Source organism: Streptomyces sp. NPDC096339 (assembly GCF_044762985.1).
Classification (GTDB): domain Bacteria; phylum Actinomycetota; class Actinomycetes; order Streptomycetales; family Streptomycetaceae; genus Streptomyces.
This window is the reverse complement of sequence record NZ_JBIWFI010000025.1, coordinates 1-20,529: the sequence shown is the minus strand read 5'-3', so window position 1 is coordinate 20,529 and position 20,529 is coordinate 1. Positions and strand designations below refer to the sequence as shown.

The 20,529-nt window shown below is 72.7% G+C and carries 19 protein-coding genes and 1 pseudogene; 11 read left to right on the top strand and 9 right to left on the bottom strand.

What is annotated here, in order from left to right; translation table 11 throughout:
- Positions 1-41: 41 nt before the first annotated feature.
- The 4 genes from ACIQ5Y_RS26735 to ACIQ5Y_RS26720 all read right to left on the bottom strand — a co-directional run bounded on the left by ACIQ5Y_RS26735 (position 42) and on the right by ACIQ5Y_RS26720 (position 4,761).
- Positions 42-467, bottom strand: a complete 426-nt coding sequence (locus ACIQ5Y_RS26735; protein WP_403885671.1) for a thioredoxin family protein — start codon at positions 465-467, stop codon at positions 42-44.
- Between the two features lie 42 nt (positions 468-509).
- Positions 510-1,949, bottom strand: coding sequence for an aldehyde dehydrogenase family protein (locus ACIQ5Y_RS26730; RefSeq protein ID WP_403885468.1), 1,440 nt, complete (start codon positions 1,947-1,949; stop codon positions 510-512).
- Between the two features lie 167 nt (positions 1,950-2,116).
- Positions 2,117-3,316, bottom strand: coding sequence for a thiolase family protein (locus ACIQ5Y_RS26725; RefSeq protein ID WP_403885465.1), 1,200 nt, complete (start codon positions 3,314-3,316; stop codon positions 2,117-2,119).
- Between the two features lie 389 nt (positions 3,317-3,705).
- Positions 3,706-4,761: a LacI family DNA-binding transcriptional regulator gene (locus tag ACIQ5Y_RS26720; protein WP_403885462.1), complete on the bottom strand. Its 1,056-nt coding sequence runs from the start codon at positions 4,759-4,761 to the stop codon at positions 3,706-3,708.
- A 288-nt stretch (positions 4,762-5,049) separates the two neighbouring features.
- Between ACIQ5Y_RS26720 and ACIQ5Y_RS26715 the strand changes: the two genes are divergently transcribed.
- The 6 genes from ACIQ5Y_RS26715 (at position 5,050) to ACIQ5Y_RS26690 (ending at position 10,762) form a co-directional block, all read left to right on the top strand.
- The gene (locus ACIQ5Y_RS26715) at positions 5,050-6,321 is read left to right on the top strand and encodes an MFS transporter (protein WP_403885459.1); all 1,272 of its coding nucleotides are present in this window, start codon (positions 5,050-5,052) and stop codon (positions 6,319-6,321) included.
- Positions 6,322-6,403: 82 nt separating this feature from the next.
- Complete coding sequence (locus ACIQ5Y_RS26710; protein WP_403885456.1) at positions 6,404-7,099, top strand: alpha/beta fold hydrolase; 696 nt, start codon at positions 6,404-6,406, stop codon at positions 7,097-7,099.
- A gap of 101 nt (positions 7,100-7,200) precedes the next feature.
- Complete coding sequence (locus ACIQ5Y_RS26705; protein WP_403885453.1) at positions 7,201-8,424, top strand: serine hydrolase domain-containing protein; 1,224 nt, start codon at positions 7,201-7,203, stop codon at positions 8,422-8,424.
- A 130-nt stretch (positions 8,425-8,554) separates the two neighbouring features.
- Complete coding sequence (locus ACIQ5Y_RS26700) at positions 8,555-9,532, top strand: helix-turn-helix transcriptional regulator (protein ID WP_403885450.1); 978 nt, start codon at positions 8,555-8,557, stop codon at positions 9,530-9,532.
- Positions 9,529-10,278 (top strand): SDR family oxidoreductase, encoded by a 750-nt coding sequence (locus ACIQ5Y_RS26695; protein WP_403885447.1) that lies wholly within the window; start codon positions 9,529-9,531, stop codon positions 10,276-10,278. Before ACIQ5Y_RS26700 ends, ACIQ5Y_RS26695 begins: the two co-directional genes overlap by 4 nt.
- Before the next feature lie 19 nt (positions 10,279-10,297).
- Positions 10,298-10,762 carry a type II toxin-antitoxin system PemK/MazF family toxin gene (locus tag ACIQ5Y_RS26690; RefSeq protein ID WP_403885444.1) on the top strand — a complete coding sequence of 155 codons (465 nt, stop codon included), beginning with the start codon at positions 10,298-10,300 and terminating at the stop codon, positions 10,760-10,762.
- A gap of 230 nt (positions 10,763-10,992) precedes the next feature.
- Here ACIQ5Y_RS26690 and ACIQ5Y_RS26685 read toward each other — a convergent pair whose 3' ends face one another.
- The gene (locus tag ACIQ5Y_RS26685) at positions 10,993-11,850 is read right to left on the bottom strand and encodes a TIGR02452 family protein (RefSeq protein ID WP_403885441.1); all 858 of its coding nucleotides are present in this window, start codon (positions 11,848-11,850) and stop codon (positions 10,993-10,995) included.
- A gap of 122 nt (positions 11,851-11,972) precedes the next feature.
- Between ACIQ5Y_RS26685 and egtA the strand changes: the two genes are divergently transcribed.
- From egtA to egtD, 4 genes are read left to right on the top strand one after another with little or no spacing between them, the layout of a single operon-like run.
- Positions 11,973-13,265: an ergothioneine biosynthesis glutamate--cysteine ligase EgtA gene (gene egtA, locus ACIQ5Y_RS26680; protein WP_403885438.1), complete on the top strand. Its 1,293-nt coding sequence runs from the start codon at positions 11,973-11,975 to the stop codon at positions 13,263-13,265.
- A complete protein-coding gene (egtB, locus tag ACIQ5Y_RS26675; RefSeq protein ID WP_403885435.1) occupies positions 13,262-14,659 on the top strand; it encodes an ergothioneine biosynthesis protein EgtB in 1,398 nt (465 codons plus the stop codon). Before egtA ends, egtB begins: the two co-directional genes overlap by 4 nt.
- Complete coding sequence (gene egtC, locus ACIQ5Y_RS26670; protein ID WP_403885432.1) at positions 14,659-15,417, top strand: ergothioneine biosynthesis protein EgtC; 759 nt, start codon at positions 14,659-14,661, stop codon at positions 15,415-15,417. The genes egtB and egtC overlap by 1 nt, the downstream gene beginning before the upstream one ends.
- Positions 15,414-16,403 carry an L-histidine N(alpha)-methyltransferase gene (gene egtD, locus ACIQ5Y_RS26665; RefSeq protein ID WP_403885429.1) on the top strand — a complete coding sequence of 330 codons (990 nt, stop codon included), beginning with the start codon at positions 15,414-15,416 and terminating at the stop codon, positions 16,401-16,403. The genes egtC and egtD overlap by 4 nt, the downstream gene beginning before the upstream one ends.
- Before the next feature lie 290 nt (positions 16,404-16,693).
- Here egtD and ACIQ5Y_RS26660 read toward each other — a convergent pair.
- The 3 genes and pseudogenes from ACIQ5Y_RS26660 to ACIQ5Y_RS26650 all read right to left on the bottom strand — a co-directional run.
- Positions 16,694-17,224, bottom strand: a pseudogene (locus tag ACIQ5Y_RS26660) (lysophospholipid acyltransferase family protein); the annotation flags it as partial.
- Positions 17,221-18,060 (bottom strand): GNAT family N-acetyltransferase, encoded by an 840-nt coding sequence (locus tag ACIQ5Y_RS26655; protein ID WP_403885426.1) that lies wholly within the window; start codon positions 18,058-18,060, stop codon positions 17,221-17,223. The pseudogene ACIQ5Y_RS26660 and the gene ACIQ5Y_RS26655, both read right to left, overlap by 4 nt.
- A gap of 167 nt (positions 18,061-18,227) precedes the next feature.
- Positions 18,228-19,490 (bottom strand): extracellular solute-binding protein, encoded by a 1,263-nt coding sequence (locus tag ACIQ5Y_RS26650; RefSeq protein ID WP_403885423.1) that lies wholly within the window; start codon positions 19,488-19,490, stop codon positions 18,228-18,230.
- Positions 19,491-19,657: 167 nt separating this feature from the next.
- Between ACIQ5Y_RS26650 and ACIQ5Y_RS26645 the strand changes: the two genes are divergently transcribed.
- Positions 19,658-19,873, top strand: coding sequence for a dodecin (locus ACIQ5Y_RS26645; RefSeq protein ID WP_365176828.1), 216 nt, complete (start codon positions 19,658-19,660; stop codon positions 19,871-19,873).
- Between the two features lie 53 nt (positions 19,874-19,926).
- On the opposite strand, the gene ACIQ5Y_RS26640 is transcribed toward ACIQ5Y_RS26645, so the two are convergent.
- Positions 19,927-20,418: a hypothetical protein gene (locus ACIQ5Y_RS26640; protein ID WP_403885418.1), complete on the bottom strand. Its 492-nt coding sequence runs from the start codon at positions 20,416-20,418 to the stop codon at positions 19,927-19,929.
- Positions 20,419-20,529: the final 111 nt, after the last annotated feature.

Sequence of the window (20,529 nt, the reverse complement as noted above, 5' to 3'; positions counted from 1 at the left end):
ACGGACCAGTGTCACCGCCGAACGGCGGCCACGGCGGGCAATCAGGCCTCCGGCGTGCCGCCCTGCTGCGAGGCGGCGATCTTCGCGCGCACCTCGTCCATGTCGAGCGCACGGGCCTGCCCGATCAGGTCCGTCAGCGCCGCCTCCGGCAGCGCGCCCGGCTGGGCGAAGATGGCGACCTGGTCCCGGACGATCATCAGCGTCGGGATCGAGGTGATCTCGAAGGCGGCGGCCAGTTCCTGCTGCGCCTCGGTGTCCACCTTGGCGAAGACCAGGTCGGGGTTGGTCTCCGAGACCTTGTCGTAGACCGGGGCGAACTGCAGGCACGGCCGGCACCAGCCCGCCCAGAAGTCGATCAGCACGAACGGGTTCTCGCTGATCGTCTGGTCGAAGTTTTCCTTGGTGAGCTCGACTGTAGCCACGGTGTCGGGACCTTCCTGATCGATTCGTCTGCCCCATGGAACCATCAAGCGGCCCCCGGCATTCCGGCCGGAGACTGGAACCGGAGACTAGAAGGGGTGGCCGGCCGGGGTGGTGCGGGCCGTGGTCCACCGCAGTTCGGTGAAGGCGTCGAGATTGGCCTCGCCGCCGAAGCGCGCGCCGGTTCCGGAAACGCCCACGCCGCCGAAGGGCGCGACCGCCTCGTCATTGACCGTCTGGTCGTTGACGTGAGCGATCCCGGTCGGGATCCGCTCGGCCAGGTCCAGCCCCCGCGCCGCGTCCGCGGTCACGATGCCGAGCGACAGGCCGTAGGGGCCCGCCGAGGCCAGGGCCACCGCCTCCTCCTCCGTCGCGAAGGACCGTACGGGCGCGACCGGGCCGAAGACCTCCTCCGCGTAGGCGGGGGTGTCGTCGCCGACGCCCGCCAGCACGGTCGGCCGGTAGAAGAGGTCGGTGTGCGTACCGCCCGCGACGAGCTTGGCACCGTACTCGGTGCTGGACTCCACGAGTGCGTGTACGCGCTCCACCTGCGCGCGGTCGATCAGCGGGCCCAGGTGCACCTGATCGCGGTACGGGTCCCCCACGGCCAGCGCCTCGGCGCGCGCGGCGAGGCGCTCCACGTACTCGTCGTACAGGGAGGCGTGCACGAGGTGGCGCCCTGCCGTCATGCAGATCTGGCCCTGGTGGAAGAAGGAGCCCCAGGAGGCCTGGGCGACGGCGGCCTCGACATCGGCGTCGCGGAGTACGACGAGGGCGGAGTTGCCGCCCAACTCCAGGTGTACGCGCTTGAGGTGACGGCCCGCCAGCTCGCCGACGGCGCGCCCGGCGGCGGTGGATCCGGTGAAGGAGACCACCCTGACGCGCGGGTCGGCGACCACCGCGGCCCCCGTCTCGGCGCCACCGGGCAGGACGTGCAGCAGCCCGGCCGGGAGTCCGGCGGCGGCGAACACGGCGGCGAGGGCGAGGCCTCCGCACACCGCGGTACGCCGGTCCGGCTTGAGCAGCACCGCGTTGCCGAGCGCCAGCGCCGGTGCGACCGAGCGGATCGCCAGGATCAGCGGGGCGTTGAACGGGGAAACGACCCCGACCACCCCGGCCGGGATCCGGCGGGTGAAGGAGAGCCGGGGCGCCTCGCTGGGCAGCACCTGCCCGGTCGGGCGGGAGGCCAGCGCGGCGGCCTCGTAGCACTCCTGCGCGGCGACGTGCAGCTCGAAGGCGGCCTTCCCGGGTATGGAGCCGGACTCCCGGACCAGCCATTCGCCGAGCTCGTCGGCGTGGTCCGCGAACAGGTCCCCGGCGCGCCGGAGCACCGCCGCCCGCTCCGGGTGGGTGGCCCGCGCCCAGTCCCGCTGGGCTGCCTGCGCCCGTACGGCGGCCTCCGCCACGTCGGCGGGCGCGGCGAGGTCGAGGGTGGCGAGGGTGCGCCCGGTGGCGGGTTCGACGACCGGGGCGGCGCCGCCGGTGAGGGTGGGTCCGTCCTGCCAGAGCGTCGGGTCGAGGAGCGGCATGGCGCGGGGCCTCCGGTGAGGATAGGCGGGCGTGCGACGGGTACGCGGGGGGGGGCGGCAGCACGCGCCATCGTGCCAGACCGGAGGCTCCACATCTGTTCACTTATTGGGCAGTTGACATTCCCCAGTGACCGGAATTGATCGCCCAACCGTTCCGGTGGAGGGACTCAGCGCTCCAGCACGAGCGCGATGCCCTGTCCGACACCGATGCACAGCGCCGCCATGCCGGTCCCGGAGCCGGCCGCCGCCAGCTGGTGCGCGACCGAGCCGGCCAGCCGGGCCCCCGAGGCGCCGAGGGGATGACCGATGGCGATGGCGCCGCCACGCGGGTTGACCACGGCCGGGTCGAGCTCGGGCCAGGCCGCCAGACAGCCCAACGCCTGTGCGGCGAAAGCCTCGTTCAGTTCGAGGGTGGTGAGGTCGGCGAAGCCGCGTCCGGCCTTGGCGAGGGCCCGCTGGACGGCCTCCACGGGGCCCAGACCGAAGAGTTGGGGTTCGATGCCGGTGACGGCGGAGGCGCTGATCCGGGCGAGCGGCTCGCGGCCCGTGGCGGCGAGTCCCTCCTCGTCGGTCAACAGCAGCGCGGCGGCGCCGTCGTTGAGGGGGGAGGAGTTGGCGGCGGTGACCGTACCGGTCCCGTCGGTACGGAAGGCGGGCTTCAGCCGGGCCAGCGCCTCGGGGGTGGATCCCTCGCGGATGCACTCGTCGCGCAGCAGGTCCACGCCCGCGTAGGGGACGACCTCGGCGTCGTACTGCCCGGCGGACCACGCGGCCGCGGCCTTGCGGTGGCTCTCCAGGGCGAAGGCGTCCTGCGCCTCGCGGGTGATGCCGTGCTTCTCGGCGATGAGTTCGGCGCCCTCGCCGAGCGAGCCGGTCCACTCCTCGGGCATGCGCGGGTTGGTCATCCGCCAGCCGAGGGTGGTCGACCACATCTGCTGGTGCCCGGCGGGGAAGGCCCGCTCGGGCTTCTGCACCACCCAGGGGGCGCGGCTCATCGACTCCACGCCGCCCGCGATGGCCACGGACGCGTCGCCGACGGCGATGGCGCGGGCGGCCTGGACCACGGCCTCCAGGCCCGATCCGCAGAGCCGGTTGACGGTGACCCCGGGGACGCTCACGGGGAGCCCGGCCAGCAGCACCGCCATGCGGGCCACGTCGCGGTTGTCCTCACCGGCGCCGTTCGCGTCGCCGAAGACGACGTCGTCGATCCGGGCCGGGTCGAGTTCCGGCGTACGGTCCACCAGTGCGCGGACCACGTGGGCCGCCAGGTCGTCCGGCCGGACTCCGGCGAGCGCCCCGCCGAACTTGCCGATCGGGGTGCGGACGGCGTCGACGACGTACACGTCGCGGACGGTGCGGATGCTCATGGGGTCTCTCCTGGGCGGATCCGTACGGCCGACAGGGCCCCGGCGCCGGTGTGGGCACCGGAACACAACGCCGGCTGCACCCGGTGGGGCGCGCCCGAAGTCTCCGTCCGCACATCACCGCCTGTCAACGGCCACCCGTTCCAGGCCACGGCGGCGTTCGCGACACGCGGTCCGGGGCGGAGCGCCGTCGCTCCGGTCCGCACGGGCAGGCACGGCGGCACCATCTCGGCCCCCGCGGGCGTTCTGGGCACGCGGTCCGGGGCGGAGCCCCGCGCATCCGGCCCGCACCGGACCGTCGGCCCGCACCTCACCGTCGGCCCGCACCGCACCGTCGGCCCGCACCGCGCGGGCCACCCCGGCGCCCCGGCGCCCCGCACGGGAACCGGCCGTCAGGTCGACTCGCGCGGGATCGCCACCGCCGCCATCAGATCCTCCCGCTCGGGCGGACCCGACGGCTCCGACGGCTCCCGCACGGCCCGGTCCACCAGCGACGCCAGGTGGTCACCGGTCGGCATCTCGATCCGCACCGTGCTCAGCCGGGGTCTCAGCAGCCGCCCGAGGAGCAGGTCGTCGGCCCCGATGACGGCCACGTCCCCGGGCACGCTCAGCCCCTCGTCCTGGAAGGCCCGCATCAGCAGCATCGCGTACTCGTCGTTGTACGCGAACACCCCGTCCAGCCCGAGCTGCCGCCACCGCGCCGCGAGTGCGCCGGCCGATTCCTCGGAGTACGCCATCGGGAGCGCCTCGACCTCCGCGCCGGCCACCGAACGGGCGCCCGCCAGCCGGGGCCCGGAGAAGAGCTCCAGCCCCTCCTCCTGCGGAACGATCACACCGATCCGCCGCAGGCCCCGCTCCACGAGATGGGCCGCGGCCCGTACCCCGACGTCCTCCTGGTTCAGGACCAGCGCGTGCGCCCCCGGCACCCGGTCCGGCCCCATGGTGATGACCGCGCGCGCCCCGGCCCTCTTGAGGGTGGCGACCCCGCGGGCGGTGAGCGTGGTCTCGCCGAGCGAGATCACCGCGACCGGCCGCAGCTCAGCCCACGCGCGGGCGGCCTCGTCTCCGTCGAGGCCGAGGCTCCCGTACTGGACCACGGTGTAGTCGAGGCGGCGCAGGGCCCGCTGGAGTTCGTTGAGGAACGCGCTGTACAGCGGCCCGATCGGAGCGTTCGGGGTGGGCAGCAGCACGATCCGGGTGCGCCCGGCCCGCAGGCTGCGGGCGGCGGCGTGCGGGACGTAGCCCAGTTCCTCGGCGGCCTCCCGGACCCTGCGCCGGGTCGGCTCGCTGATGCGCACGGCCTCGGCGTTGTTCAGGACGTACGAGACCGTCGCCCGCGACACTCCGGCGAGCCGGGCCACGTCGGCGCTGGTCGGGACGGGAGGCGGCGACTGCGGCGACGGCTTCGGCGAACTCGACGGCTTCGATGACTTCGATGACTCAGACATTGCCGTGGCATCTTTCCAGACCTGTTGCGCCCAGGGGCTAGCGGATGGCCGGAAACGGATGGTACACAGTGGTTACACGAGTCATTGACACGTGTAACCACGGCGCGACATCTCACCTGACAGTGGTGTTCCGCCGTGTCCCCGCGCCGCCGTCCTGTCGCGTTCCTTTCGCACCCCGCCATCGCGGCAGGACGGCGCGCACACCCCTCACCGCACCACCTCTCCCCTCACCCCCCTCACCCTCCTCCACCCGCACCCTTCCGCACCCTCACCGCCCAGGAGGGCACCGTGGCCCTTTCCTCCCCCGGCTCCGGCACCACCAGCGCCGCCACCTCCGACGCCACCTCCGACGCGTCCTCGCCGTCCGGCCGCCCCGGACGCGGCCTGCTCCCCCTGCTGCTCGTCGGCAACACCGCCATGTACGCCCTCTACATCGGTGTCGCGAGCGTCCTGCTCGCGCTCCAGGTGGAGAACGTCGACCCGGCGAACAAGGTCTCGAACTTCGGCCTGATCGCAGGGGTCTCGGCGATCTTCGCCACGGTCTTCAACCCGGTCGCCGGCGCGCTCTCCGACCGCAGCGGACGGCGCAACCCCTGGATCCTCGGAGGCGGGCTGGCCGCGATACCGGCGATGTTCCTGCTCGGCCTCGCGAACACGATCCTGCTGATCACGATCGTCTGGTGCCTCGGCCAGGCGGTCATGAACGTCTACCAGGCCGCCATCACCTCCGTGGTTCCCGACCGCGTGCCCGTGTCGGCCCGGGGCAAGGCATCCGCCGCCGTCGGCCTCGGCCTGCCCTTCGGTTCCACGATCGGGGCGCTGGTCGGCGCGACCTTCTCCGAGGACTACCGCACCGGGTACCTCGTCTTCGGCGCGCTCGTCGCGGGCGCCGCCGTCCTCTTCACCGCCTGCACCCGGGAAGAGCGGCTGCCGGCCCGCGCCCCCATGCCCGTCAAGGACCAACTGGCGGCCTTCGTCGGCGCGTTGAAGGACCACGACTTCCGGTGGGCCTTCATCGGGCGGGCCCTGCTCGTCCTCGGGTACTTCGCGGTCACCGGCTACCAGCTGTACATCCTCCAGGACCACACCGTGCTGCCGGACGGCATGGAGCCCGAGTCCGCGGTGGCCGTGCTGATGCCGCTGACCAGCGTGGCGATGGTGGTCTCCACGGTCCTCGGCGGCTACCTGTCGGACAGGTTCGACCGCCGCAAGCTCTTCGTCGGGGCCTCCGCCCTGCTGTCGGCCGTCGCGCTGGTCATCCCGGCGGTGTCGACCAGCTGGACCGCGATGCTGGCCTTCGCCGCGGTCAACGGGCTCGCGTTCGGCTGCTACATGGCCGTGGACACCGCGCTCGTGACGATGGTGCTCCCCAGCGCCGAGGACGCGGCCCGCGACATGGGTGTGCTCAACATCGCCAACGCCGGTCCCCAGATCATCGCGCCGTTCGTCGCCTCGGTGGTCGTCTCGCTCAGCGGCGGTTACACCGCCCTGTTCATCGTCGCGGCCGTGCTGGCGGTGGCCGGCGCCCTCGCGGTGAAGCCGATCCGCAGCGTGCGCTGACGCACGAAACGTACGGGCCGTACGGCCGTACGGCCCGTACGGCCAAGACCGACATCGCACATCAGCAGAGAAAGGCACCACCGTGCAGCTGCACACCCACACCTGGGGCGAGGGAGACCGCATCGCCCTCCTGATCCACGGCATCATGGCCGACCACCGGACCTGGCGCCGGGTGGGACCCGCGCTGGCCGACCGGGGCTACCGCGTCATCGCCGTGGACCAGCGGGGTCACGGGGCGAGCGGCCGCGGCGAGTACACCCCGGAGCGCTACGCGGACGACCTGGTCGAGAGCCTGCCGGAAGGCGCGGAGCTCGCCATCGGTCACTCCCTGGGCGGACTGACCCTGTCGCTCGCCGTGGAACGGCTGAAGCCGCGCCGCGCCGTGTTCTCGGACCCCGCCTGGCACCTCGCCTCCCCGCAGGAGGGCTTCGGTCCGGAACTGTTCGCGCAGTTCAAGTCGGCCACCAAGGAGCAGATCCAGGGGATGAACCCGCGCTGGGAAGAGGCCGACGTGGACATCGAGCTGGCGACGCTGGCGGTGTGGGACGAAGCCACCGCACTGGGCCTCGCCCCGCTGCTCGGCACCGACTTGATGCCGGCCGCGCCGGTGGTGCCCTCTCTCGTACAGCTCGCCGATCCGAGCTTCATCATCTCGCCGGAGCGGGCGGCCCTGCTGGAGGGCCGCGGGTTCGAGGTGCGTTCGGTCGCCGGGGCCGGACACACCATCCACCGCGACGACTTCGACGGCTTCATGGCCTCTCTGGAGGGCTGGATCTGACCCGCCCCGCCCGTCGTTCCCGTCCGGGCCCGCGGGCGGGGCGGCGGTGGCGCGGACGGGTCCGGCGTGCGCCGTGCGGCGGACCCCTCCACACTGGCAGGGTGAAACGCACGCGTACGGTGTTGCTGTGCATCGCCGGCCTGCTGGGCGCAGCCCTTCCGGCCGCGACCGTCGCGGGCCCGGTCTCGGGTCCGGCATCGGCCGCGGCGGCGCCGGAAGCCTGCGTCACCTCGCCCGGCCCCGCGCAGGGGGACGCCGCCAAGGTCCTCGCCATCGCGCAGAAGGCCCAGCGGGAGTTCGGGCTGAACTCGGTGGTCCTGCGGGTCTCCTCCGGCGGCAAGGACGTGCTCACCACGGCTCTCGGGGAATCGATGACCGGCGTCCCGGCCGAGCCGTCGATGCACTTCCGTACGGGATCGGTGGGCATCGTCTACATGGGCATCGCCCTGCTCCGCCTCGTCGAGCAGGGCAAGGCCTCGCTCGACGACCCGGTGTCCCGCTGGCTGCCGGACCTGCCGCACGGCTCGGAGATCACCCTGCGGATGCTCGGCAGCTCCACCTCCGGCCTGCACGACTACGTCACGGACCCGGCCTTCCTCGCCGAACTCGAGTCCCACCCGTTCCGGCACTGGACGACGGACCAGATCACCCACTACGCGACGAGCAAGCCGCTCCTGTACGAGCCGGGGACCAACTGGAGCTACTCGCACGCCAATTTCGCACTGCTCGGCACCGCGCTGGAGAAGATCAGCGGGGTCGGGCTGGAGCGGTTGCTCACCGAGCAGATCATGAACCCGCTCGGGCTGAACCAGACCAGCAACCAATACACCCCGCAGATCCCGGAGCCCGCCCTGCACGCCTTCACCTCGGAGCGGGGCAAGTACGAGGAGTCCACGTTCTGGAACCCTTCGTGGACCACCGCCCCCGGCGCGGTCCTCGTCCAGAACATCTGCGACCTCGACCGGTCCGCGCGTGGCGTCGGCACCGGGGAGCTGCTGTCCGCGCAGTCCTTCAAGACACAGCTCGATCCGGGCACGATCGGCCTGGGCCACCCCACGGCCACGTGCCCGGCCAGTGTTTGCCTGCTGACGAACACGCAAGCCCACCACTTCGGCCTCGGTGTGATCGTCCTCAACGGCTGGACCCTGACGAACCCTTCGTTCTCGGGCTATGCGGCGGTATCCGCCTACCTGCCGGCGGAGAAGCTCGCGATCTCCGTGACCGTCACGCAGGGCCCGAAGAGTCCTGCGGGCAACTCGGCCCAGCCGATCGCCGAGCGGATCTCGGACGCCCTGGCTCCAGGACACTCGCTCAAGATGCGCTGACGCACCCGCACGGTCGGCGACCGCCTCGGTTCTCCCCGTACGACCCCGCGTAGTGCGAGCCGTCGTACGCCGGCATCGGGTGGCGTGATCGTTCAAGACGTCCCGAACGCACCGGGCATAGCGTGCTCCCATGGACGACTTCGCAAGCTCGACGCTCGTGGCGGCGGTGCGGCGGGCGCTGGCCGACGACGGCATCGGTGCCGCTTCATCGGCGCCCGTCTCGGAAGGGGCACTGCTCCCCTTCGACGCCAAACGGCGTTTCCTCGGGGGCATCGCGCAGGCGCACGGACTCCTGCCGCTGCTGCGCGTCGGACTGGTGCTGCCGAAGATCGCGTCCGACCCGGTCGTGGCGGCTCTGCTGGGGGCCGAAAGCCCGCTGGACCTCCTGGAGCGGTGGCGCCGGCTGGAACGGTTCACCCGTTCGCGGCACCACGTGGTGTTCCGGGAGACGGACCGGCGGGATCTGCTCGCCGAGCATGCGGGACCGCCCGGCGCGCCGCCCGAGCCCGCCGAGGACGTGCTCGTACTGGGCGTGTTGACGGTCCTCCTGGCGATGACCGGCACGCGGGAGCTCACCGTCACGGCCGGTCGTGACCGGCGTACGGTCGTGTTCGCCGACGGTGTCTTCAGGGCCCCGCCGCCCGGCTGCGACACCTCGCTGTGGCGCTTCACCTGGCAGCCCCGGCCCACCCCCTCCGATCCGGCCCCACCGGCGCCCGAGGATGCGGTGGCAGCACGGAGCCCGGATGCGGTCTCGCGTGCGCGCACCCTCCTCGCGGACGACCTCGCCCGGCGCTGGACGCTCGACGTCGTGGCCACCGAGCTGGGTACGTCGACTCGCAGCCTCCAGCGGCGGCTGCGCGGAGCCGGCGGTTTCCAGGGGCTGCTCGGGGCAGTCCGCGCGGAGGCGGCCGCCGGCCTGTTGCTGGACGGCGAACACGCACCGTGCCTGGTCGGGTTCGCCTGCGGGTACGCCGACCAGCCGCACTTCACCCGCGAGTTCAAACGACGGACCGCCGTCACACCCGCCGCCTACAGAGCGGCCTTCGCGCGCCGCCCCGGCGCGGTGCGCACGGACCACCACTCGACGAAGGAAAGTCACAGATGAACCTCACCGGCAGAACTGTTCTCGTCACGGGCGGCGCTCGCGGCGTCGGCGCGGAGCTGACCCGGCAGCTCGTGGGGAAGGGAGCTCACGTGGTGGCTGTCGGACGCGGCCGCGAGCAGCTCGACGCCCTGACGGCCGACCACGGCGACCGGGTGTCGACGCACGTGCTGGACCTCGCCGACCTCGACGCGGTCGAGGAGTTCACCGACGGGCTGCCCGACCGCTTTCCCGACCTGTCCGTCGTCGTCAACAACGCGGGCGTGCAGACGATCACCGACTTCGTCCACGAGGATCCTCGGGCGCTGCGCCCGGCGTTGCGCCGCGAGACGGCGGTCAACCTGGACGCCGTGATCACCCTCTCGACCGGGCTGCTGCCGCATCTGCGCGGTCTGCCGTCCGCCGCGATCGTCAACATCACCAGCGGCCTGGCCATCGCCCCCAAGCCCTCGGCCCCGGTCTACTGCGCCACGAAGGCCGCACTGCGCACGTTCAGCCGCTCCCTGCGCTACCAGTGCCAGGACTCGGCCCCGGGCATCCAGGTCATCGACGCCGTCCTGCCCCTGGTCGACACCGACATGACACGCGGCCGGGGCCGCGGCAAGATCAGCGCGGCGCAGGCGGCCGGGGCCGTGATCAGCGCCATCCAGCGCGACAAGGCCGAGACGTACATCGGCATGACGAGGCCTCTGCGGGCGATCATGCGACTGTCCCCGACACTCGGCTACCGCGTGCTGCGGCACGGGTGAAAGCAGTAATCTCGCGCGAATGACGGCACTTTCGCATCACAGCAACGGTTACACCGACCAGCCCGGCCGTGACGGGGCCGACGCCACCGTCGAGGCCGATCCGCGCGCCATCGGCCCGGTGCGGACCGAGTACGCGCCCGACCACGACGGGGACCCCGACCCGGGCGAGATCGTGTGGACCTGGGTCCCGTACGAGGAGAACGACGGCCGCGGCAAGGACCGGCCGGTGCTGGTCGTGGCCCGTGAGGCGGGCGGGCGGACGCTGCTCGCCGTACAGCTGTCCAGCAAGCGGCACGACAGCGACCGCGAGTGGGTCCCGATCGGCACGGGGCCCTGGGACAGCGCGGGCCGGGAGTCCTGGGTGGACGTCGACCGGGTGCTGCGGGTGCACGAGACGGGGATGCGGCGCGAGGCCTGCGCGCTGGACCTGCGGCGCTTCCGGCTGGTCGTGGACCGGCTGCGCGAGCGTTACGGCTGGCAGTAGCCCGCCGACGGGCCCGGCCAGGGGCTGAGGAGGCGGGTGCGACGAGCGCCCGCGTCGGCCCCTGGCAGGACCCTCCGCCGGCTCGGACCCTCCGCAGGCTCGACCTCCTCGGCCGGCTCGGACCCCGCGGCCTGCCCGAACCTCTCCGCCCCCGCGGACCCTCGTGTCCACCCGGACCCCCGGGGATGCTCTGATCCCTCGGGCCCCCGAGCCCCCGATCCCCCGATCCCCTAGGGCCGCTCGAACCCCGAATGACCCTCGAACACCCGCTCGAACGCCCTCCGCGGTCCCGGATCCCGGTCCAGTACCGCGAACACCACCCGCTCGAACACCCCCGTGAACGTCCCCGTCAGCTGCCCGGCGAAGGCCCGCGCCACCTCGTGCGGGTCGTTCCGGAAGACCCCGCAGCCCCAAGCCCCCAGCACCAGCCGCTCGTACCCGTGCAGCGCCGCCACCTCCAGCACGAGCCGCGCGCGCCTGGCCAGCGCCTGTGGGATCTCCCCCGCTCGCTCGGGCTCCTGACGACGGATCGTGCCCGCGTTGGGCGCCGGGGAGGTGAGGAAGCCGGCCCGGAAGGGGGGTTCCATGAGCTCCCCGCGGTCGTCGCGGAAGACGGGCACCGCGGGCGAGTGAATCACCCGGTCGGTGTAGAAGGTGCTGCGTTCCGCGCGGTGGACCTCGTAGTACTCCGGAGCCTCCAGGAGGGTCTCGTACAGGGCCGAGGCGCGGCACAGCGCCTCCTCCTGCGCCTTGGCCCCGCGGACGTAGCCGCCCCCGGGATTACGGGCCGAAGCGAAGTTCAGGACCGCCACCCGGGGTGCCCCCGCGACCGTCTCCAGACCCCCCGCCGCGAGCCTGCGGGCCGCGACCGTGCTGCTCTCCCCCGTGACCTCGATGGCCGTCGCGGCGGGTCCACGGAGGATTTTCTCGTCTGGAATGACTTGGTTTGGTCCATATATTCTGGTTTCTGCCTTGGCTTCCGCCAGGGCGGCGGCGAGCGCCACGTGCCGCCCCGACCGCGTCCGGTAGCCGCCGGCCGCCAGGATTTCCGCGTTCTCCCGCGCGATCTCGCGCAATCTGCTGCTCACGCCGCCATCCTCCGCATCCCGCTGAACCGGCGGCAACGCATTTTCCCCGCAAGCATGGGCGCCCATGGGACGGGTAGGCACGGGTGATGTCACGGCCGACGACAGGAGACGAGGACCTCGTCATGCCACAGAACTCGCCCGCTCCCCCGGAGCACTCCCCGATCACCGAGACCCAGGCCGAGGAGCTGATCCACGGGATCTGCTTCAAGACCGGCCCGCCCCGGCTGGTCGGCGCCGAACTCGAATGGCTGCTCGTGGACGCGGAGCGGCCCGGGCAGCCCGTGGCCCCGGAGCGGCTACGGGCCGCGCACGCAACCGCCCGCGCCCTCCCCCTCGGCTCCCGGATCACCGTGGAACCCGGCGGCCAGCTGGAGTTCAGCTCGGCCCCCGCCGATTCCCTGACGCGATGCGTGGACGCCCTCCAGTCCGACCTCTCCGCCGTCAGGTCCGCCCTGCTCGACCTGGGACTGGTCCTGCGCGGTCTCGGCCGCGACACCCGCCACCCCTACCGCCGACTGCTGTCGAGCCCCCGCTATGACGCCATGGAGGCCTACTTCGACCGCACCGGTCCGGCCGGCCGCGCCATGATGTGCGCCTCCGCCTCCGTGCAGGTCTGCGTGGACGCGGGCCAGGAGGAACCGGGCGCCTTCGGGCACGGACGACGCTGGCGGCTGGCGCACCTGCTGGGCGCGGTCCTGGTCGCCGCCTTCGCCAACTCCCCCGCGCGCGAGGGTCCGTACGCCGGCTGGCGCTGTTCCCGCCAGGGCGTCTGGAGCGACCTGGACGGCCGCCGGACGCTCGCCCCGCCGCTCGAGGCCGAGCCGCGGGCGGCGTGGACCCGGCAGGCACTGGACACGGAGGTGATGTGCGTACGGTCCTACGAAGGCGAGTCGTGGACGGCGCCGTACGGCATGACCTTCCGCGACTGGCTGCGCACGGACGGCCACGCGGGGCTGCGAGGGCCCACCGCCGAGGACCTCGACTACCACCTGACCACGCTCTTCCCGCCGGTCAGGCCGCGCGGCCACCTGGAGCTGCGGATGATCGACGCGCAGCCGGGTGACGACGGCTGGCTGGTGCCGGTGGCCGTGGTGCACGCGCTGTTCGACGATCCGGAGGCCGCCGAGACCGCCTACCGGGCGGCGAAGGGACTCGCGGACGCGTACGGGCCCGGGCCCGCGCCCCGCAATCCGCTCTGGCGGTCCGCCGCCCAGCACGCCCTGGCCGATCCCGAACTGCGGACGGCCGCGACGGTCTGTTTCCGGGCTGCCGTGGAGGCGCTGCCCCGGCTCGGGGCGAGTGCGCACGTCCAGGACACCGTCGGCGCCTTCGCCGAGCGGTACGTCCTGCGCGGCCGATGTCCGGCCGACGACCAGCCCCAGCTCCAGCCGACCGGGAAGAAGGCCCGACAGTGACGGCAGGATCCACATCATCCCCGCGAACCACGGAGTCCGCGGGATCCACGCAGTCCGCGGGATCCACGCGGTCCTCGGAGTCCCCGAAGTTCCCGGAGTCCGCGGAGTCCCTGCGGGAGCGGGCCGCGGCCGCCCTGACCGCCGCGCGGCTGCGCACGGCCGCGCTCACCGATTCGGTGAGCGACGCGGAGCTCACCGCCCAGCACTCCCCGCTCATGTCCCCGCTCGTCTGGGACCTCGCGCACATCGGGAACATGGAGGAGCTCTGGCTGCTGCGCAACGTCGCCGGGCGCGAGGCCATGCGTCCCGAGATCGACCCGCTCTACGACGCGTTCGAGCATCCCCGCTCGGAGCGGCCGAAGCTGCCGCTGCTCGGGCCCGCCGAGGCCCGCACGTACGCCTCCGAGGTGCGCGGCAGGGTCTTCGACCTGTTGGAGAGCACCCCGATGGAGGGGACAGCGCTGCTGGACTCCGGCTACGTCTTCGGGATGATCGCCCAGCACGAACAGCAGCACGACGAAACGATGTTGATCACCCATCAGCTCAGGCGGGGCGCACCGGCCCTGGCCGCACCCGACCCCTCGCCGCCGCGCGGTCCGGCGCCGACGGCCACCGAAGTCCTGGTGCCGGGCGGCCCGTTCACCATGGGCACTTCGGTGGAGCCGTGGTCGCTCGACAACGAACGCCCCGCCCACGAGCGGGACCTGGCACCCTTCTGGATCGACACGGTCCCGGTGACCTGCGCCGATTTCCAGGAGTTCATCGCCGACGGCGGCTACCGCGAACGCCGCTGGTGGGCCCCGCGGGGCTGGGAGCAGATACGCGCGCACTCCATCGAGGCCCCGCTGTTCTGGCGCAAGGAGGCCGGCCAGTGGCTGCGCCGCCGCTTCGGGGTCGACGAGCCGGTGCCGGACGAGGAGCCGGTGTTGCACGTCAGCTGGTACGAGGCCGACGCGTACGCCCGCTGGGCGGACCGGCGGCTGCCCACGGAGGCGGAGTGGGAGAAGGCCGCCCGCTTCGACCCGGCGACGGGCCGCTCGACCCGCTACCCCTGGGGCGACGCCGATCCGACGCCCGAGCACGCCAATCTGGGCCAGCGCCATCTGCGCCCCGCCCGTGCTGGCAGTTACCCGGCCGGGGCCTCCGCCCTGGGCGTGCGCCAGCTGATCGGCGACGTGTGGGAGTGGACGTCCTCGGACTTCCTGCCGTACCCCGGGTTCCGCGCGTTCCCCTACCGGGAGTACTCGGAGGTCTTCTTCGGCCCGGAGCACAAGGTGCTGCGGGGCGGCTCCTTCGCCGTGGACCCGGTGGCGTGCCGGGGGACGTTCCGCAACTGGGACCTGCCGGTGCGCCGGCAGATCTTCTCCGGTTTCCGGACCGCGAGGGACGCCTGATGTGCCGCCACCTCGCCTACCTGGGCCCGGACGTGGCGCTGGGGAGGGTGCTGAGCGAGCCGGAGCATTCGCTGGTCCGCCAGTCCTGGGAGCCGCGCCGGCAGCGGTACGGCACGGTCAACGCGGACGGGTTCGGCGTCGGCTGGTACGCGGAGGGCGACCCGGTCCCGGCCCGCTACCGGCGGGCCGGCCCGATCTGGGGCGACCTGGGCTTCGCCGATCTGGCCCGCGTGGTGCGCAGCGGGGCCCTGCTGGCCGCCGTACGGGACGCCACGCGCGCAGGGGCCGACGGTGAGGCCGCCGCGGCGCCGTTCGCGGAGGGGCCGTGGCTGTTCAGCCACAACGGCGCCCTGCGGGACTGGCCGGCCTCGGCGGGCCCGCTCGCGGTGGGGCTGCCGCCGCAGGACCTGCTGCGACTGGCCGCGCGCACGGATTCGGCGCTGGTCTGGGCGCTGGTCCTGCACCGGCTGCGCGCCGGGGACGAGCCCGGTGCGGCGCTGGCCGAGACGGTCCGGGAGCTGGCCACGGCCGCGCCCGGGTCCCGGCTGAACCTGCTGCTCACGGACGGCGTGACGATCGCCGCGACGGCCTGGGGCGATTCGCTCTGGTACCTGGCCGACGCGTCGCTCGGACGCACCGTGGTGGCCTCCGAACCGTACGACGACGACACCCGGTGGTGCGAAGTACCCGACCGGACCTTGCTGACCGCCACTCGTACGCGGGTCGAGTTGACCCCGCTCAAGGAGAACTCCGCGTGAACGACTTCCAGTTGACCAGGACCCTCGACGAGCACGCCGCCGAGAGGGCATTGCGCACGGACGTGCTGAACGGCCTGACGGGCACGCCCAAGGTGCTGCCGCCCAAGTGGTTCTACGACGCGCGGGGCAGTGAGCTCTTCGAGGAGATCACCCGGCTCCCGGAGTACTACCCGACGCGCGCTGAGCGGGAGATCCTGCTGGAGCGGGCCCGGGAGATCGCCGCGGAGACCGGCGCCCGGACCCTGGTGGAGCTGGGCTCCGGGTCCTCGGAGAAAACCCTGCACCTGATCGAGGCCCTGCCCGCGCTGGACACGTACGTGCCGGTGGACGTGAGCGAGAGCGCCCTGCGGGGGGCCGCGCAGACGCTGCTCGCGGAGCATCCGGGGCTGCGGGTGCACGCGCTGCTCGCGGACTTCACGCGTGCGCTCCGGCTGCCGCAGTCCCCCGGGCCCCGCCTCGTGGTGTTCCTCGGCGGCACGATCGGGAACCTGCTGCCGCCGGAGCGGGCGGTGTTCCTGGCGTCCGTACGGGCGATGCTGTCGCCCGGGGACGCGCTGCTGATGGGTACGGACCTGGTGAAGGACGAGGCCGTGCTGGTGGCGGCGTACGACGACGCGCAGGGCGTGACGGCCGAGTTCAACAAGAACGTGCTCGCCGTCATCGACCGGGAACTGGGCGCGGACTTCCACACGGCCGACTTCGCGCACGTGGCGGTGTGGAACCGGGAGCAGGAGTGGATCGAGATGCGGTTGCGGGCCCGGTCGGAGGTGTTGGTGAAGATCCGGGGGCTGGATCTGGTGGTGCCGTTCGCGGCGGGTGAGGAGATCCTGACGGAGGTCTCCGCCAAGTTCCGTCAGGAAGGGGTGCGGAAGGAACTGGCCGCCGCGGGGCTGGAGTTGACGCACTGGTGGACGGATGCGGCGGGGCGCTTCGCGCTCTCCCTGTCGGTGGCCGACGGGGTCGTCGCCGAGGCCCGGGCCGCCTGAGCGGGGATACCGGGGAGCGGGGTCCGGCCCGAGGCGGCCGTGACGGCCCGCTGGGCCGCTGCCGCGAGGTCCCGCCGGTGCGCGTAGCGGCCCGGCGGGATCCGCGGCAGCAGCCTGACCTCGGCGCGTACGCCGCGGGCGCGGGCGATCCGCCACAGCGAGGCGGTGAGCGGGTCGTCCCCGACGAAGGCGGGCGCCGCGGCGAGCGAGCCGTCGTCGTGGAGGTACGAAAGGCGCACGGGCTGTACGGGCACTCGGGCGTCCAGGGCCGACTGGAAGGCCGCCCTGCGGAAGGGACCCTGGGCGCGCCCGCACCAGGTGGAGCCCTCGGGGAAGACGGTGACCCGGTCGCCCGCCAGCAGGGCGCGGGTGAGGACCCGGACGGTGTCGGGCAGGGCCCGGATCCGGTCGCGTTCGATGAACAGGGTCCCGGCCCGCCCCGCGAGGGGGCCGAGGACCGGCCAGGCGCGGATGTCGCTCTTGGCCAGCATCCGGCAGGGCACGGCGGCGGCGACGAGCGGGATGTCCAGCCAGGAGATGTGGTTGGGGACGAGGAGCCGGCCCCCGGCGGGGCCGGGGCTCCCGTGCACGGTGATCCGTATGCCGAGGGCCCTTACCAGCGCCCTCGACCAGGCCCGTACCAGCGCGTGGCGGGGGCCGGCCGGCAGCAGCCGGACCGGTGGGGCCCCCAGGATCCCGGCGAGGAACAGGCCGAACGCCAGGGCGAGCCGGAGCACGGCGTGCGGGACGCTCGCGGTGGCACCTCCGTGGCCTGCGCAGGCCTCGGGGGTGCAGGGCGAGGTGGGCAGCCAGACGCTCATTCGCCCGGGACGAGCGAGAGGAAGTGCTTGAGGTAGCGCGGATTGGTGCGGCGCAGGGAGAGCAGCACGTACAGGTCCGTGCAGCCGAATTCGAGGTCGAGGGCGGGCTCGCCGCAGACCCAGGCGCCGAGGCGCAGGTAGCCGCGCAGCAGCGGGGGCAGTTCCATGCGGGCGGGGAACTCGATGCCCTCGGGGCTCCACGGGTTGTGGGGGGTGACCCGGTACTCGCGGGGGGCCAGGGCGCGGGCCAGGGCTGCTTCGCGGGTGGCGGCGGCCAGCACCCCGCCGTCGGCGAGCGGGATGGAGCAGCATCCGGCGAGCCAGTTGTGGCCGGAGCGGTCCATGTAGCGGGCCAGTCCGGCCCAGATCAGGGCGATGACGGCGCCGTTGCGGTGGTCGGGGTGGACGCAGGAGCGGCCGACCTCGACGAGGTCCGGGCGGATGGGGGCGAGGGCGGAGAGGTCGAACTCCCCTTCGGAGTAGAGGCGGCCCGCGACGGCGGCGCGCTCCGGGGGCAGCAGCCGGTAGGTGCCGACGACCTGCTCGGTCTCCTCCTCGACGACGAGGAGGTGGTCGCAGTAGGAGTCGAAGGCATCGATGTCGAGGCCCGGCTCGGGGCTGTTCAGGCGGGCTCCGAGCTCGCCGGCGAAGACCTGGTGGCGCAGTCGCTGGGCGGCGCGCACCTCGGCCTCGTCGCGGGCGAGGCGTACGGCGTAGCGGGGGCCGGTGGCGGCGGGGGCGCCGGTGGCGGGGACGGGGAGGGTCGACGGGGGGAGCGTCGACGGGGCGAGGGGGGAGGTGGGGAGGGTGGACGGAGACAGGGGTGCGATCGTCATGGCGGCTCCTGATCCGGGCGCGGAGGGCCAGGCCGGCAGGTGTGCGGCCTGGCTCCTTTACTTCTTCCGTGACCGGCTGGATTCGACATGACAGCGCAGCGGCAGTTGGATGTGCTCCCGCTGAACTCGACGGGAGGCGCCCGGGGCGGTGCTCGCACCGCGCCTGCTCAGTGGTCCGAGCCGAGCACCTTGCTGATCTCCTCGGAGGCCGTACGGGCCGCCTGCTTGGGGTCCTGCCCGGTGAGCACGGCCGTCATGAAGGGCTTGATCGGGTTCTTCGCCTCGACCTCGGCCCAGCGGGCCGACTTGGGGGTGGCCCGGCCCTGTGCGGCTCCGGGGGCCATCGTGGCGGCGCCCTCGTTGCCCTGGACGACATGGGCGAGGGTGGTCTTGTTCGGTACGTAGCTCATCGTCCGGGCGAGCTCGGTCTGCCATTTCTCACTGACCAGGGCCGTGATCACGTCCACGGCGCCGCGGCGGTCCCTCGTGCGTTCCGGGATGATCAGGTCGGAGCCGCCGGTGAACACGGAGCCGACCTTGTCGGAGGTCTTCCCGGGGATCGGGAAGAAGCCGATCTTCCCCTTGAGCGCCGGGTTGGCCGCCTCGATCGCGGCGGCCTGGCTGGGCGGGGCGATGATCTGGGCGACCTGGCCGCGGGCGAAGACCTCCGACTGCGGGGGCGTCTCCTCGTCGGCGCCCTTGGGCCCGTCGCCCAGGGCTTGCAGCTGCTTGTAGAACTCCATCCCGGCGAGGGCCTTCTCGTCGTCGAGGGTGCCGACCCACTGGCCGCTGGTCTCGACGGCGAGTTCGCCGCCCTCGTCCCAGACGAATCCGGCGAGGACGTACCAGTTCTGCCCGGGGAGGTAGATCCCCTGCTGGTCGCCCTTGTCGAGTTTCTGGGTTGCCTGGATCCACTCCTGGCGGTTCTTGGGCAGGGCCTTGACGCCGGCGTTCGCGAAGAGGTCCTTGTTGTAGATGACCACGCGGTTGGCGGCGTACCAGGGGACTCCGTACTGGGCGCCGTCGATGGTGCCCGGGTCGGAGAGGCCCCTGAGCCAGTCCTTGCTCCCCCATTCGCGCAGGCCTTCGAGGGTGAGTTCCTCGATGCCGCCGTTCTCGACGTACTGGGCCACCTGGGTGTTGCCGACCTCGATGACGTCGGCGCTCTCGGTGCTCTTGCCGTCGAGGACGGCGTCGACCTTCTTGCCGATGCCGTTCCACTCCTGGATCTTCACTTCCAGGTCGATCCCGGGGTGTTCCTTCTCGAACGAGTCGGTGAACCGGGTGATGAACTCGTCGGAGGCGCTGCCCTTCATCAGCCAGAGCGTCACCTTCCGAGGCCCTCCCTCCGAACCTGCCAACCGGCTGCAGCCCGTGAGGGCGGTTGCAGCCACGAGGGCGGCGGACACAGTGAGGAAGCGTCTCTTCACGAAGGTCACCTTCTGGGGCTCGGCGTCTCGGTTGGCTCGAAATTGGCATAGACCAATGAGCCGGTCAAGGGGCTTTCGTCGGTGACTGTTCGCCCAAAGTTCGCGGAGCCGGACTTACTGGGGCACCGTAGAAACAGGCAAAAGCCACCACCTGTCGGGAGACGTCCATGTCCAACCACACGTACCGGGTGACCGAAATCGTCGGCACCTCTCACGAGGGCATCGATCAGGCCATCCGCAACGGAGTGGCCCGCGCGGGCCAGACCCTCAGAAATCTGGACTGGTTCGAGGTCGTCCAGGTACGCGGGCACATCGAGAACGGGGAGATCGCCCACTACCAGGTGGGGCTCAAGGTCGGCTTCCGCCTCGACGGCGAGGACTGACTCGACGGCGAGATCCGACGAGGCACCCCGTCCGCCGGCAGGCACCCCCGGGCTCAGGTCCGGCCCTCGTCCTCCTGGGCCGACTTGAGCTCGGGCGCGTCCGCCGCCCAGTCCGCCAGGACCACCCGGAAGCCCGCCGCACGGGCGGCCTGGCACACCAGCTCGTCGTCGTCCACGAGCATCCGCACCTCGCGGCTCCGGGCGAGCCGCCCCAGCACCTCCAGCTTGGTCGTCCGGGCCGGCCTGCGGTCCTGGTTCCCGCGCATCCACAACCGCCCCTCGGGCAGCCCGTGCCGGGTGAGCCAGTCCACGGTGTCCGCCCGGCAGCGTTCGGGGCGCCCCGTCAGGTACACGACCTCGCAGTCGGCCGCGCTCTCCACGGCCAGGGCCACCCCTCGCGACAGCGGCGGATCGGCCGGGGCCGCGCCGAAGAAGCCGTTCCAGTCCCGGGGCCGGCTCTCCAGGAAGTGCTGGCGGTGGCCGGTGTCGGCAAGGGTGTTGTCGATGTCGAAGACGGCGAGTTGCCGAGACGTTTTCTCAGTCATCCCGCCAGCCTAGGGTCTGTCGGGGGGCAACCCCCGGAGGCCCCCCGGCGGGGGGGGCGGGGGGTGGGACGCACCCCCCCACCGGGGGGAAAAACCACCCCCCCCCCCCCG